We start from the raw sequence: 14,736 nt of genomic DNA on the forward strand, positions 1-14,736 counted from the left end.
GCGTATATTGAGTGCTGTCAGAACAGCAGCCTGACAGCAAGCGCCGACATGAAAAAACCGGTGATGTCGGCGGTAAGCGCCGCAGGGATTGTGTGGCGCGTATCGCGGACATGCGCCGCGCCATAGTATAACGCGACTGTGTAAAAGGTTGTTTCCGTGGCGCCCATCATAACGCTGGCAATCCGCCCGATCGTGCTGTCGGGACCGCATGTCTTGAGCAGATCTGTGAAAACGACCATCGCGCCGCTGCCTGATACAGGACGCATCAGCGCCAACGGCATAACCTCGCGCGGCAGCCCTAAAAGCCGCCCAAGAGGCGACAATGCGAATGACAGCAGATCCAGTCCCCCGCTGGCTTTAAACATTCCCACCGCTACCACAAGCGCTACAAGCGCCGGCAGGATGCGCCAGGACATTTCCAAACCCTCCTTGGCCCCCTCCAGAAACACCTCAAATACACGCACGCCTTTTATCAGGCCATATCCAACGATCAGTACAACCGCCGTTGGAATTGCCCATACGCCAAACGCCGTCATCGTTTTTTCCTCCACAGCGGTGCAAGCAGCATAGCGGCTGCAATCCCAGCTGCGAGCGACACGCCCGAAGCCAGCCAGGTCGCCGGCAGAATATCAAGCGGCGCGGCCGCGCCCGCCTGTACGCGTAGCATCGCCGTCGTAGCGGGGATCAACTGGACCGATGCGGTATTGAGCACAATAAACATCGCCATTGCATCCGTCGCGCGCCCATTGGCGCGCTGTTCCTTCTCCATCGCGCAGACCGCCTTGATTCCGAGCGGGGTGGCTGCGTTTCCAAGTCCTAAAAAATTGGCGACCAGATTCATGGTCGCCGCGCTGACCGCCTCTCCGTCAGGGTCAAGTCCATGAAACAAACGTCTTGTAACAGGTGAAAGAAGCCGGCTCAGGCGTCCGGTCAGACCGGACGCCTGAGCAATACGCATCAGTCCGTTCCACAGACACATCATGCCCATCAGCGACAACAGCAGCGTTACTGCCTGCCCGGCCTGTGTCATAGCCGCTTCAGAAAGCTCGGCCATCCGACCTGTCAAAGCCGCAAATACGAATGAAAACAGTATCATCCCTGCAAATATATAGTTCATCATGACCATCACCTCCCGTCATTACTCTATGTATATTTCACAAATTGATTTATTATGTTTCGTTTAATTCGACAAATAACATCAAGTTTTTTACAATTTTGTTTACATTTCTGCAAATTTAAGATATATTGTAACATGAAGGCATTTTTGCCTAATAGGTCAGATTGGAGGTGGATCAATGAAATCAACTGGCATCGTCCGAAAGGTCGACGAGCTCGGCAGAATTGTCCTTCCCATCGAGCTTAGGCGCACGCTCGACATCAACGAAAAGGATTCTTTGGAAATTTATGTTGATGGCAGCCATATCATCCTGAAGAAGTACGAACCGGCATGCATTTTCTGTAACAGTGCATCAAATGTCGTCAACTTTAAAGGAAGGAATGTCTGTGCCGAGTGTATCAAAGATCTGTTTGACGCTAATAGCAAAAAAGAGTGAGTTTTCCATCGTGTGGGAAAGAGGAAGTAAGGCAATATCGGCCTGAACAAAAAAGCACAGGACATTTTTGTCCTGTGCTTTTTCGTTGCCCGTCCGCTCCCGCCGTCTATACCGGCGGGTCATGTGGATTTGAGCTGTCGCCAGAGCCGCCGGATAACTCCCTGGTGCGCTGGCTTTCCAGATAGTGATCGATTTCCGGCTTATACTCACGCGTCCTGTTGTCCGCGCCGCTGTCCATATCATCATGTTCGCTTCGTTCAATCAGATACCGTGCGTACATTGCAAGCGCCGCGCGCGTATAAGGACCCACGAATAACATCAACCCAAGCTGAAGGACCAACAACAGAATCATAATCCCCAGGATTTGCAGCGTCATAAATACATTGCTTGCAAACGGCAGGAAAACGACAAGCCCCAAAACCGCCACAAGCGGCAGATACCAGCCAATAAACGACAGACCGAACAGAAACAGCCGCCCCTTATGTCCGTTGACCTTACGCACCCCATCCCGAATCAATGCGCGTATCCTGCGTTCCGGATACGCCGCCAGCAGATACGGCGCGAGAAAATATCGAAGCTGCACAATCGTCAAAAGCACGGTTGCGATCAGCAGCCACACAACAGACAGCAGAAATGCAAACAGGATGACTGCGCGCGGCTGATCGCCGCCTGAAATAATAAACATCGCCGCCATTGCAAACAGCGGTGAATAGAGCAGAAGCGCCCAAAAAAGCATTCTAAGCCCGATCATGAAATGCAAGCCGATGGAGCGAAAATAGACGCACGCCTGTTCAAAATAGGAAAAGATGGTGGTCAAACCGTCATCGGCGCCGCCTGTCCTGCGGTAATACCAGGCCAGCACGCCTTGAGAAAGCGGAGTGACAATCAAGAACAGCAGCGCATATACCAGCAGCGAAATGACGATAGATACAACCGCTACGTTTGCCATATCATCCAACGCATTACCAGGCGTCATCGCGTAATCGACAAAAGCGGGAACGCCGACCACCTGCCGCATCCCGTTTTCCAACACATTGATCAGGATTGTGGGCAGCGCCATGATCAGCATTGCCAAAATGGCACGCCCCCAAAACCCGGACAGCGCCCGGCGCGCATTCGTTTTCATCATCTTAAAAAAATCCATAAACGACCTCCTGCCGGCATGCCGTGTTAGGCGCGGCATTTCCGGGATCTATTCGGTAAATTGCGTCAATATAAACAGTTTTCCCGTTATTTGGGCGGTTCAATCCCATTGGACCGCCCGGCTTTTATGTCTAATGGTTTTGGGCGGCTATGAAAGCAATTGCAAAACCTTTTCAACCACCAGCCCGCCCATCTGCGCGGTTGTGTAAACCGGCAGTCCGTCGCACTGGATATCCGGCGTGCGCGCTGTTTCAAGCGCCTGCTCCACCGCCTGCTCAACCGCGGACGCTTCCTCCAGTAAGTTGAAGGTATACCGCAGCAGCATCGCCGCAGACAGGATCGCCGCCAGCGGATTTGCAAGCCCCTTGCCGGCGATATCGGGCGCACTGCCGTGGATCGGCTCGTAAAGGCCGAACGCCCCATCCCCAAGGCTTGCAGACGGCAGCAGCCCGATAGAGCCGGAGAGCATCGACGCTTCATCGGACAGGATATCTCCGAACAGATTTCCAGTCACAATCACATCGAACTGCGACGGATTGCGCACAAGCTGCATCGCCGCATTGTCGACATACATATGCTCAAGCGCAATATCTGGAAACTCCCTGCCGACACGCGTCACTGTTTCACGCCATATGCGGGAGGTTTCCAACACGTTTGCCTTATCCACGGATACGACGCGTCCGCGCCGCCTGCCGGCAAGCCTGAACGCGGTGCGCGCAATGCGCTCTACCTCCGGGACGGTATAGGACATGACATCACGGCCAAAAAGAACGCCATTTTGTTCACCGCGCGTATGTTCTCCGAAATATACGTCGCCCGTCAATTCGCGTACCACCATAATATTAACGTCCGGTCCAATTGCTTCATCCCGCAGCGGCGAAGCGTCGCGCAGCGCTGGGAATATTGACACAGGCCGCAGGTTCGCATATAGCCCAAGCGCCGCGCGCACCCCTAGGAGCCCCTTCTCCGGGCGAAGGCGGGCGGGCTGCGCGTCCCATTTCGGTCCGCCCACCGCCCCAAGCAGCACCGCGTCGGCCGCGCGGCACTTTGCAAGCGTTTCGTTCGGGAGCGGCACGCCCGCCGCGTCGATTGCAGCTCCGCCAATCAGCGCGTTCATGCGCGTAAGGCCGATTTTCTTTACAGTGCATACTGTTTCCAGCACACGCACCGCTTGTTCTGTAATCTCCGGGCCGATCCCGTCGCCGGCCAGCACACAAATTTTCATGTCCATCTTGCCTGTCTCCTTTTCCGGCCTTTTTGAAAAAAGGCCCCGCTTTTTTGAAAAAAAGCTTGGCAAAAAACTTTAGTCGGCTGCGCCGCGAACAGTGGGGCAGCCGCTGCGTTTATACAAGCTGCACTCCGGCTTTTTTGAAAAAAAGCCTCGGCAAAAAAACTTTAGTCGGCTGCGCCGCGAACAGCGGGGCAGCCGCTGCGTTTATACAGGCTGCACTCCGGCTTTTTTGAAAAAAAGCCTCGGCAAAAAACTTTAGTCGGCTGCGCCGCGAACAGTGGGGCAGCCGCTGCGTTTATACAGGCTGCACTCCGGCTTTTTTGAAAAAAAGCCTCGGCAAAAAAACTTTAGTCGGCTGCGCCGCAAACAGTGGAGCAGCCGCTGCGTTTATACAGGCTGCGCCTGTCCCATGAGGCGCGCCGAGGGGCGCTGCCGCGGCTTGTCCGCGCCCGGCGCTATAGCGCCGGAAAGCCCCGAATAGCCGGCCGGGCAAGCGCCCCGCGTATGCATTACATACACCTGAAGGGAATCTGCCCATAAACCTCAAATTTGCGGTCGCGCATCCACATCTGCGGCGTCAGCAAAAGCGTATAGCCGGCACCAGGCTGTGTATTCCAGCGCAGCAGGCCGCGTTGCGGTAAACCCATGGCCGCCAGCAGGTTCATAATCAACGTCCCATGTGTGACAACGGCGACATCCGTCATCCGCTGCTCCATCATTTGTGCAAAAATATATGCCAGCGCCTCGACTGCGCGGCCAAGCAGGTCGGCGCCGCTTTCTCCGTTTGGCGTGCGCGCCGACGGCGGAGCGGCAATCCAGGCGCGAAACGCTTCATCATGTTCGAGCTGCGCGGCTGTCCTTCCCTCGAAATCGCCGAAGTCAAGCTCCCGCAGCTTGTCCACCGCCTCCTGCTCCTGACTAGGATAAATCATTTCCGCCGTTTGGCGCGCGCGCAGCAGCGGACTTGTGTAAACGTGCTGTACAGACGGATATTCGCATTCGGCAACCAACTCCCTGATCTGCGCGCGGCCCTGCTCGCAAAGCGGTGGATCGCTGCGGCCAATGTACCGCCCCTCTAAATTAGCCTGTGTCAGGCCATGCCGGAGGATGTGGATTTTGTATGTTAACATAAAATATTCGCCCCTTTTTGACTTTATTTCACAAATATCAGAATTTTTCGACACAGTCCCTTTACAAAAGGTTTTGCGTATTATATAATTTACAATACGTAAAGGCCTTTTGAGCAGGCATAAAAAGCCTGTTGACGATAGATAGACAAAAAGGTTTTTTTGAGGGGAATTGACAAATGAACGCTGATTTTCCACGAGTCCTGACGTTGCTGCGCAAAGAACGCGGGATCAGCCAAAAGCTCGCCGCGTCCAAGCTTGGGATTTCGCAGGCGCTGCTCTCCCATTATGAAAAAGGAATCCGCGAATGTGGCCTTGACTTTTTAATCCGTTGCGCCGATTTTTACGGCGTTTCCTGCGATTATATGCTTGGCCGTTCGCCGGACCGCACCGGCTCCAAACTGACGGTTGAGGATATCCCGGAGCCTGATTCCGTTGGAAAGGAAAACGTCTTTAAATCGGGCGTGCTCCCTGTGCTCAACAAAAAGCTGATCGCAAACTCGCTGAACATTCTGTTTGACCTGCTTGCAAAAAGCGCGTGCAAGCCGCTTGTTCATGAGGTTTCATCGTTTTTGATGCTGGCCGTTTATCGGATGTTCCGCCTTGTGTACAGCGCCAACCCGCGCAACCAGAGCGCGCTGTTTACGGTGCCTGAAACCGTGGCTCAGCAATATGCCGACGCAGCTATGCAGATTAGCAGCGCAAACGCCGCCTCCATTTCCAAGGGCGATCCGGCCGCAGGTATGGAACGCATCGCCAATACCGAGCCGCTCTATGTGACGACTGAGGCGCTTTCCCATGATTATCCGCTGTTTGCTTCGTCGCTGCTCAACCTGATTCAGAATTCCGAAGCGCGCATCGCCTATCCCGCTCCCGCCAAGAAGTAAGCGGCCGTTGGAATTTGATGCTGCTGCGCCCTCCTCTGCCCACGCCATATGGCTTTTCAGGGCAATTGGCTACATCTATGAATATTGTACCATATATACAGCGCCCGCGCAATCTTTGCGCGGGCGCTGTATATTTACTGGCGCCTGGAGTCTGTTTGAAAACCTCTATCGACTGTCTATTTCTAACAAACAGGGCGTTGTTACTTTATGAAAAAGCCTTGACTGGCATCAGCCAGACTTCGTTTTTCCGCTTGTATCGCCGCCCTCCTTGCGAAATCCCAGCACAATTTTGGTTCTCAAACAGACTCCAGCGGCGGACGGTTTACGTTGACATCACAGCGTCAATGCTATAAAATTAGAGTGACTTATTTTCCCTGCTGAAAGGGGACAGGGGCTTTGCAAGGAGGGCCGCTTATGCAAAACAAAATAGGGTTGTTCGCGGTGCTTCTCGCCTGCCTGTGGGTGTTAAGCGGATGTTCCGGTTTCAGCTCGTCAACGGCCGATCTCATGCGCCCCCCGCGCCTGACGCCGGAGCAGAGCGCCATCAACGAAGCCCTCGCCGCCGCTGTATTGACGCAGACCTACACGCTTAAATATCCCAAAAGCGGCGAATACCGTTCAGCATTTGTTTTTCATGACATCGATGGTGACGGGGTGGAAGAATCGATCGCTTTTTATGAGCCCGATATCAACGATACGGCGCGCATTGTCCTGCTTGACCGCGAGGGCGGCGTCTGGAAAGCTTCGTGCGATCTGGCCGGCGCGGGACAGGATGTTGAATTTATTGCGTTCGCCAACCTGACCGCATCCGGTTCAAGCGATATTGTCGTTGGCTGGAGCGCTTTTGACGGCTCCGACAAGCAGTTGAGTATCTATACCTATGAAGGCGGCGTCCTTGTCAACGGACTCAAGGGCGGCGGCTCCAGCATGGAATATGACGCTTATCTGATCGGAGACCTGAGTGGAAACGGGCGGGATGATCTTGTTTTTATTGGCAGCAGTGTAAGCGGCGCGCGCGACGCCTATTGGGTCAAGATGGTCTGCTTTGACGGCAACGATCTTGTCATCTCAGACCGTATGGCGCTTTCGGATCGCATTGATACGTTCGCCGGCATTACGGCTGGGCGCATCAGCGCCTCCTCGCCAAAGCGCGGCGTCTTTATCGACGAGGTGCTTTCCAACGGGATGCTTGCAACGGAGGTATTTACAGGCAATCCATCCAACCGGCTTGAGCCGGTCATCAGCAGCGCGGCCGAAGCGGAAGCCGCCGCGCTGGCCGCGCCGGCGGAAAGCTACGACGGCGATATTTATGAACCGGATTATAAAACGCCGACGCTTTTTGAACAGACGTTCCGCGTCAATACGGCTTACAGTGCCGCAAGCTCCGACAATGAAGCTGCCGCGCCGCTGTGCACAGATGTGGATGGCGATCGCGTTATAGAAATTCCCACAGCGTCTGTCCTGCCTGGCTATGAGAAGGAGGATGAAGCCGAAACGCTCTATCTGATTGAATACAACCATCTTAAGGGCGATACGCTTGAGCGGGCCTTTGCGGCGGCGGTCAACCGCAGCGGCGGTTATCGCGTGCGGTTCCCGGATAAATGGATCGGCGCAGTCACAATTGTCAATCAGGTGGAAAGCAACGAATGGCGTTTTATCGGCTATAATGGCGGTGAGGATCCGCTCAATGATCTTTCCGTCGAGCTGGCGCGTATCCGTGTCGTATCACAGAAGGATTATCAGGATAAATTTCTTGAAAATTACCGCAAATTCGGCCAGACACGCGGTATGTTCCAATACTACGGTTACGTGCCGCCGGCGGCGTCACGACCGCTCTCCGTCACGTGGGATGAGCTTCAGGAGATGTTTTCTCTTTTGTGAGGGGTTGAAGCCTTTGAAAGGAATGATTTGATTATGAAACGCATACTGGTCGTTGAAGATGAGGATGTCATCCGCGATTTTGAGGTCATCAACCTCAAGCGCGCCGGCTATGAGGTGGTCGATGTACCCACCGGCGAGGAAGCAATCCAGGTTTTTGAACGTAACCCCACGCATTTTGACGTGGCTGTGCTCGATGTTATGATGCCCGGTATGGACGGCTTTGAGGTATGCCGGCGCATCCGTGAAAAAAACAGTTCCATCGGTATCATCATGTTGACCGCCAAGAGCCAGGAAATGGATAAGGTCAACGGCCTGATGATCGGGGCGGATGATTACGTTACGAAACCGTTCTCCCCTTCGGAGCTTGTGGCGCGCGTCGACGCGCTGCACCGCCGTGTCACGGTCGCCGCTGAAAAGGCGCAGGCGCCCGCTCCCAGCGAGCTGAAGTCAGGTCCGTTTATGCTCAATATGAAAAGCCGGACTGTTTCGAAAAACGGGCGTGTTCTCGAATTGACACAGGTGGAGTACCAGATTCTTGAATACTTCTTTAACAATCCCAATACAGCTCTCGGGCGGCAGGATATTCTCAACAAGGTCTGGGGCGAGGGATATTTCGGCGACATCAAAATTGTGGATGTCAATATCCGCCGTCTGCGCATGAAGCTGGAGGACGCCCCCTCCAAGCCTGAATTTCTTTTGACGGTATGGGGCTTTGGTTACAAATGGGTGCAGAAATAAGCTGACGATTTCTGGCGGAAGGAGGGCCGTGTGTGGCCGTCAAAAAAATCACCAAACGCTGGATGGTCAATAACTTCGGCGTGATCCTTGTGATCCTTGTCGCGCTTGAAGTCGGCTTTTCATTCGGTATCAAGACGTTTTATTACAACAGTGTCGAATCCATGGTGCTCACACAGGTGAACGTCGTCGCCTCACAGCTAGCCGCCTATGCCGAGGACAGCTCCGCCAACTACTCCGAGCAGGTGCGCGGGCTTGTGGAGGATTTTCAGGCGCGCGACCGCATGGAATTGATGGCCGTGGGCCTTGATAAAAAGGTGTCGTTTACATCAAGCGGTTTCGAGCCGGGCGGCGACCTTTCCATGCCCGACTTTGATACGGCGCTGCTTTCCCCAGATGGCGTTGGCAAATTCGTCGGTACGATCGATGGTGAAAAAATCATGGCGATCACAAAGATTTCGCCAAGCGTCGGCGACCAACAGCTTGCCGCCATGCGCTTTGCCGTGTCGCTCGAGCTGGTCGACCGCCAGATCATCCTGTTCATCCTCGTGATCACGCTCGTCTGTATCGCCATCATCTTTTTTGTCATCTTCTCCGGGTCATATTTCATCGGCTCTATCGTCAATCCGGTCGGCGAGGTCAGCGTCACGGCGCGCAAGATTGCGCACGGCGACTTTAACGCCCGCCTGACCAAGAAGAACGACGATGAAATCGGCGAACTGTGCGACACGATCAACTATATGGCTGAGGAGCTGTCCGCCAACGACCGCATGAAAAACGATTTTATCTCCTCCGTCTCCCATGAGCTGCGCACGCCGCTGACCGCCATCAAGGGCTGGGCCGAAACGCTGGCCGATATGGGCGGCGATGTCGATCCGGAGATGCTTGCCAAGGGGATGCGCGTCATCACAAGCGAGACGGAGCGCCTGGCCGGCATGGTCGAGGAGCTGCTCGACTTCAGCCGTATCCAGAGCGGCCGCATGAAGCTGGTCAAGGACCGCATGGATGTGATCGCCGAGTTGTCCGAGGCTGTGCTGATGTTTGAGGAGCGCGCGCGTCACGAGGGCAAACGCCTGATCTACAACGAGCCGGATCAGTTTGCTTCCTTTATGGGCGACCGCAACCGGCTGCGTCAGGTCTTTGTCAATATCATCGACAACGCGCTCAAATACTCTGACCGCGGCGATACCGTAACGATCCGGGCGGCCGTGTCTGAATCGCAGGTGGATATTTCAGTCGCCGATACGGGTATCGGCATCCGCGAGGAGGATTTGCCCAAGATCAAGGAAAAGTTTTTTAAAGCCAATTCCACGCGGCGCGGTTCAGGTATCGGGCTTGCGGTCGTTGACGAAATCGTCTCGCTGCATGGCGGTACGCTCGATATCACCTCGAAGGAAAACGTCGGCACGCGTGTCACAATTCATCTGCCGCTTGGCAACGGTTGATTTGTTCACATTTTACACGTTATAATGGAACGCAGACACAAGGCCCTGCATGACAGGCCGGAAAGGGCTGATTATTTGTCGGAAAATTCCTGTAAAAAAGAAATTAAAAAAACCTCGATCGGCGGACAGGCATTGATTGAGGGCGTCATGATGAAGGGGCCGCACACCTCCGCCATGGCGATCCGCAGGCAGGACGGCTCCATCACCGTCGAAACCTGGGCGACCGGCGGCGGCAAATGGTACTCTAAGGTGCCGATTGTGCGCGGTGTCGTCAATTTCATCTCTATGCTGTTTCAGGGCTACAAGTGCCTGATGCGTTCGGCGGAGCTGTCCGGGTTCGCCGAGGATGAGGAGCCGTCCAAATTTGACAAATGGGTGGACGAGCATCTGGGCAAGGGCGCCGTGTGGATTTTTAATATCCTTGTTACCATTTTCGCCGTATTGATCGCAGTGGGTCTGTTTATGCTCCTTCCCTCCGCAATCGTCAAATATGTCGGTACTTTAACCGCCGTGTCCGCTGCTGTTTTAACGCTGATTGAAGGCGTGCTTAAAATTGCTATTTTTGTGCTTTATCTGTTCGCGGTCACACGCATGTCAGATATCCATCGCGTGTTTGAATATCACGGCGCGGAGCATAAGACGATCGCCTGTTATGAGGCCGGCGACGAGCTGACCCCGGAAAACGCCAAAAAATACATCCGCTTTCACCCGCGCTGCGGCACCAGTTTTCTGCTGATCGTTCTGGTTGTCTCCATCCTCGTTTTTTCCCTGCTCACCTGGGACAGCGTATGGATGCGGGTCGGACTTAAGCTGCTGCTCCTGCCGGTCGTCGTCGGCATCTCTTATGAGATCATCCGTTTTGCCGGACGCCATGACAATCCGGTTACACGCGTGATTTCCGCTCCGGGCCTGTGGCTCCAGCGTTTGACGACCTTTGAGCCGGATTTAACACAGCTTGAGGTCGCCATCGCCGCGATGAAGCCCTGTATTCCGGAAAACGAAACCGACGACCTCTACTAAACATGCTAAATGCGCCGCGGACCAGCCGGTCCACGGCGCATTTTATCAGGAGGAACATATCCCCATGACATTGCAAATGGCCTATCAAAATGCATACGCCTCCCTCGGACCAGATTTGTCCGAGGATACGGCATTCGATCTTTCCTGCCTGTTTGAACACATATTCGGCGTCCCGCGCCGCGCGCCCAGCAACGGCGCGCGCGAAGCCGACAGCGCAAAGCTGGCGGCATTCCATGGGCTTGTCGCCCGGTACAAGGCGGGCGAGCCGCTGCAATACCTGCTTGGTATGTGGGAATTTTACGGCCTGCCGTTTGAGGTTGGGCCGGGCGTGCTGATCCCACGGCCCGACACGGAGACGCTCGTTGAAACGGCGCTCCGTCTTTTGAAGGGAGCGGCCGCGCCGGCTGTCGCCGACCTGTGCGCGGGCAGCGGCTGTGTAGCCGCCGCCATTGCGCACGCGCGGCCGGACGCGCATGTTTATGCTGTCGAACTTTCCGACGCAGCCTTTATATACCTCGTGCGCAATCTCGCGCGCAACGCGCCGGGCAATACCAAGGCGATCCGTGGCGACGTATTCGCGCCGCCGCCCCTGCCGCCGCTCGATCTCATCGTCTCCAACCCGCCGTATATTACGCGCGCAGAAATGGAGACACTCTCCCCACAGGTCCGCCGGGAACCGGAAATGGCCTTGCTCGGCGGAGAGGATGGGCTTGATTTTTACCGTGCGCTGCCGCGCGCCTGTTTACCTCTGCTCCGTCCCGGCGGATATATCGCCTTTGAAGTTGGCTATACACAGGCGGACGCGGTTGCTGACCTTTTGCGACAGAACGGTTATCAGAGCTGCGCGGCCGCGCGCGATCTGGCAGGCATCCGCCGCGTCGTCTATGCGCGGCGGCCAGAGGACTGAGCCTTTTCAGACATGGGAATAAAACAGGCTGCAAGCATACCGCGTGAACGCGGCTTTTCGGCCGCGCCCACGCCAAAAGCGCCCGGACCCTCTGCGGGTCCGGGCGCTTTCGCTCCTTATACAGTGTTTCAGCCAATCTGGCCAAGCACACGGCGGTACATATTGATGTAATCATCCGCCGAACGATCCCATGAGAAATCGCTTTTCATCGCCTTTTGAACAGCCTGCGCCCACGCCGGACGGTTGTAATAAAGTCCGGCCGCGCGATCGATCGCGCCGAGCATATCATGCGCATTATAGGTCTTAAAGGTAAAGCCGTTGCCCGACAAGTCAAGACCCATATCAGTGATTGAATCCTTAAGCCCGCCCGTCTCCCTGACGATCGGCAGCGTGCCATAACGCAGCGAAACCATCTGCGCAAGCCCGCACGGCTCGCTCTTGGACGGCATCAAAAATGCATCCGAGCCAGCATAGATCTTGCGTGCGAGATCGGGGATAAAGCCGATGCGCACCGCTGTCTTTCCCGGATATTTCGCCTGCATCTCCTGGAAAAAGCTCTCAAAGATGTAATCGCCCGAGCCAAGCGCGACAATCTGAATCTCGCGCTTCATCAGCTCCTCATAGATATACTGGATCAAATCGATGCCCTTGTGCGCGACAAAGCGTGTTACGATCCCGATCAGCATCTTGTCCGGGTCCTCCCACAGACCCATATCCTTTTGCAGATGTGTTTTATTGATCGTTTTTCGTTCAATTGTTTTTGCCGTAAAGTTTGCATAGAGCGCGCGGTCCGTCTCCGGGTTATATCCGTTTGTGTCAATGCCGTTTAAAATTCCGATCAGCTTGTGCTGGTTGGCGCGCAACAGACGGTCAAGCCCATGTGAGAACCATGGATCGGTGATTTCCCTGGCATATGTCGGGCTGACGGTTGAAACATAGTCACAGACTTCAATCGCGGCCTTCATCATATTCAAGCATCCATCATATAACATGGTCGGAGCGGCATAGTACGGAAGGCCGAGCACATCGGAGGCGATTTCCATACCATATTTCCCCTGATATTGGATGTTATGGATGGTAAAGACCGTCTTAATGCCCTTGTATTTGTCCATGTTGCGGTAGAACAAATTGAGATAAACGGGCGTCATTGCGGTCTGCCAGTCGTTACAGTGGATGATCTCAGGATCGAAGTCTATATATTGGATCATCTCACAGACAGCCTTGGAGAAAAACGCAAAGCGCTCCGCGTCGTCATAAAATCCATAGATGCCGCCATCGCGTTTAAAATAGTATTCATTGTCGAGGAAATAATATTTAACGCCGCCATAGCTCGCTTCAAAAACGCCGCAATACTGGTTGCGCCAGCCGAGCGGCACATAAAAATTACAGACAAATTTCATCTCCTGGCGCAGCTCAGGCTTGATAGCGCTGTACAGCGGGATCACAACACGGCATGCGTGCTGCTTGCCACGGATCGCGCGCGGCAGGGACCCCGCCACATCGGCCAGGCCGCCGGTTGCAATAAAGGGCGTCGCCTCGGATGCAACATACAAGATTCTCATTTCAATATTCCCCCTCTAAAGCGGCTTTTGGCCGTCAAAATTTCACTGGAATGAACATGCGACGACGGCGTGTTTCATTCTCCCGCACCGCCATGCGGCGCGGGAGAGTCATCCGGCTCAAATGGCGCTGCCTTTGCTGATGTAGGTCGGATATGTTTCGTATCCAATCAACACGCGCGAATCCTTAATCAGCACGTCCTTGTCGGTAACGACATATTCAAGGTGCGCATTATCGCCGATATAGGTATTCTGCATGATAATGCAGTTCTTGAGCACCGCTCCCTTGCCAATCTTCGCGCCGCGGAATATGATGCAGTTTTGTACATCGCCATTGATGATACAGCCATCCGCAATCAGAGAATTTCCTACGCGCGCCGACAAGCCGTATTTAACCGGCACCTGGTCGCGTACCTTTGTGTAAACCGGCCGATCCTTTGGGAACAGCGTCGCGCGCACCTTCGGCTCAAGCAGCTCCATCGAGGCCGCGAAATACGAACGCATGTTGGAAACGCGCTGGGCATATCCTTCAAACAGATACGCCTTGATATTCAGTTTGCCAAGCGCCGGCTGAATGGCATGGCGCATGAGCGAATAGTGATCGTATCCTTTTCCCTCGTTGACAAGGCGCTCAAGCAAGGTTTTTTCGATCAGAAGGCCGTTCATGTAGATGGTCTGCGTTCCCTTGACATCCGGACGCACCATGATATCGGTGACATCCATCGTTTCCTCATCGCAGGTGACAATCGTTGTATCACGCGCTATATCGGGCTGTACATCGGCCCGGCGGCACATCATGGTGATCTGTGCGCCGGAGCGGATATGCTCATTAATCATATCGCGCAGATCGATATTGGCAACGGTGTCGCAGTCGGCAAGCAGCACATATTTCGCGTTGTTGTGCCGGATAAAGTTGATCGCGCCCTGAAGCGCCTCGAGACGGCCACGATAGATACCGCTGGTCTGGCTGGCGAACGGCGGAATGATCACAAGGCCACCCACCTTGCGCGCAAGATCCCAGGCGCGGCCCGCGCCAACATGATCCATCAAAGATTGATAATTGCTCTTTGTGATAATGCCGATATCCTGAATATCCGCATTGACCATTGCGGAGAGCACAAAATCGATCAAACGATAGCGGCCGCCAAACGGTACGGAACCGGTGGTGCGGCGTTCCGTCAGCTCTCCGAGCATATTGTCGTGCATGTTGGAGAAAATGATCCCCATTACCTTATTTGCCCTCATGTT

Annotated in this window: 14 protein-coding genes; 7 read left to right on the plus strand and 7 right to left on the minus strand. The window is 54.5% G+C overall.

Going from position 1 to position 14,736, the window contains the following annotated elements; genetic code table 11:
- Window positions 1-17 precede the first annotated feature (17 nt).
- Window positions 18-536, minus strand: a complete 519-nt coding sequence (locus FMM72_RS10590) for a spore maturation protein (protein WP_160210897.1) — start codon at window positions 534-536, stop codon at window positions 18-20.
- The gene (locus FMM72_RS10595) at window positions 533-1,120 is read right to left on the minus strand and encodes a nucleoside recognition domain-containing protein (RefSeq protein WP_201758602.1); all 588 of its coding nucleotides are present in this window, start codon (window positions 1,118-1,120) and stop codon (window positions 533-535) included. The genes FMM72_RS10590 and FMM72_RS10595 overlap by 4 nt, the downstream gene beginning before the upstream one ends.
- A 175-nt stretch (window positions 1,121-1,295) precedes the next feature.
- On the opposite strand from FMM72_RS10595, the gene FMM72_RS10600 reads away from it, so the two are divergent.
- Window positions 1,296-1,553 carry an AbrB/MazE/SpoVT family DNA-binding domain-containing protein gene (locus FMM72_RS10600; RefSeq protein ID WP_160210895.1) on the plus strand — a complete coding sequence of 86 codons (258 nt, stop codon included), beginning with the start codon at window positions 1,296-1,298 and terminating at the stop codon, window positions 1,551-1,553.
- 106 nt (window positions 1,554-1,659) lie between these two features.
- On the opposite strand, the gene FMM72_RS10605 is transcribed toward FMM72_RS10600, so the two are convergent.
- From FMM72_RS10605 to FMM72_RS10615, 3 genes are all read right to left on the minus strand, one after another.
- Entirely contained in the window at window positions 1,660-2,697 is a 1,038-nt protein-coding gene (locus FMM72_RS10605; RefSeq protein ID WP_162221406.1) for a DUF975 family protein, read from the minus strand.
- 147 nt (window positions 2,698-2,844) lie between these two features.
- Complete coding sequence (gene leuB / locus FMM72_RS10610) at window positions 2,845-3,927, minus strand: 3-isopropylmalate dehydrogenase (protein WP_162221407.1); 1,083 nt, start codon at window positions 3,925-3,927, stop codon at window positions 2,845-2,847.
- A 509-nt stretch (window positions 3,928-4,436) separates the two neighbouring features.
- Window positions 4,437-5,057, minus strand: coding sequence for a histidine phosphatase family protein (locus FMM72_RS10615; protein ID WP_162221408.1), 621 nt, complete (start codon window positions 5,055-5,057; stop codon window positions 4,437-4,439).
- A 176-nt stretch (window positions 5,058-5,233) separates the two neighbouring features.
- On the opposite strand from FMM72_RS10615, the gene FMM72_RS10620 reads away from it, so the two are divergent.
- The 6 genes from FMM72_RS10620 to prmC all read left to right on the plus strand — a co-directional run bounded on the left by FMM72_RS10620 (window position 5,234) and on the right by prmC (window position 11,929).
- Entirely contained in the window at window positions 5,234-5,941 is a 708-nt protein-coding gene (locus FMM72_RS10620; protein WP_160209059.1) for a helix-turn-helix domain-containing protein, read from the plus strand.
- Between the two features lie 414 nt (window positions 5,942-6,355).
- A complete protein-coding gene (locus tag FMM72_RS10625; RefSeq protein WP_160209060.1) occupies window positions 6,356-7,822 on the plus strand; it encodes a hypothetical protein in 1,467 nt (488 codons plus the stop codon).
- A 33-nt stretch (window positions 7,823-7,855) separates the two neighbouring features.
- Window positions 7,856-8,560 (plus strand): response regulator transcription factor, encoded by a 705-nt coding sequence (locus FMM72_RS10630; protein ID WP_162221409.1) that lies wholly within the window; start codon window positions 7,856-7,858, stop codon window positions 8,558-8,560.
- A 32-nt stretch (window positions 8,561-8,592) separates the two neighbouring features.
- On the plus strand, window positions 8,593-10,002 hold the full coding sequence (locus FMM72_RS10635; protein WP_162221410.1) for a sensor histidine kinase: 1,410 nt from the start codon (window positions 8,593-8,595) through the stop codon (window positions 10,000-10,002).
- A 75-nt stretch (window positions 10,003-10,077) separates the two neighbouring features.
- Window positions 10,078-11,022: a DUF1385 domain-containing protein gene (locus FMM72_RS10640; protein WP_160209062.1), complete on the plus strand. Its 945-nt coding sequence runs from the start codon at window positions 10,078-10,080 to the stop codon at window positions 11,020-11,022.
- Window positions 11,023-11,086: 64 nt separating this feature from the next.
- Window positions 11,087-11,929 (plus strand): peptide chain release factor N(5)-glutamine methyltransferase, encoded by an 843-nt coding sequence (gene prmC, locus FMM72_RS10645; RefSeq protein WP_162221411.1) that lies wholly within the window; start codon window positions 11,087-11,089, stop codon window positions 11,927-11,929.
- A 128-nt stretch (window positions 11,930-12,057) separates the two neighbouring features.
- Here prmC and glgA read toward each other — a convergent pair whose 3' ends face one another.
- Together glgA and glgD are read right to left on the minus strand one after the other, a co-directional pair.
- A complete protein-coding gene (glgA, locus tag FMM72_RS10650) occupies window positions 12,058-13,491 on the minus strand; it encodes a glycogen synthase GlgA (protein WP_160209064.1) in 1,434 nt (477 codons plus the stop codon).
- 117 nt (window positions 13,492-13,608) lie between these two features.
- On the minus strand, window positions 13,609-14,733 hold the full coding sequence (gene glgD, locus FMM72_RS10655; RefSeq protein WP_162221412.1) for a glucose-1-phosphate adenylyltransferase subunit GlgD: 1,125 nt from the start codon (window positions 14,731-14,733) through the stop codon (window positions 13,609-13,611).
- Between the last annotated feature and the right edge of the window lie 3 nt (window positions 14,734-14,736).

It is taken from the genome of Anaerotruncus colihominis (genome assembly GCF_010206195.1).
GTDB lineage: Bacteria > Bacillota > Clostridia > Oscillospirales > Ruminococcaceae > Anaerotruncus > Anaerotruncus colihominis_A.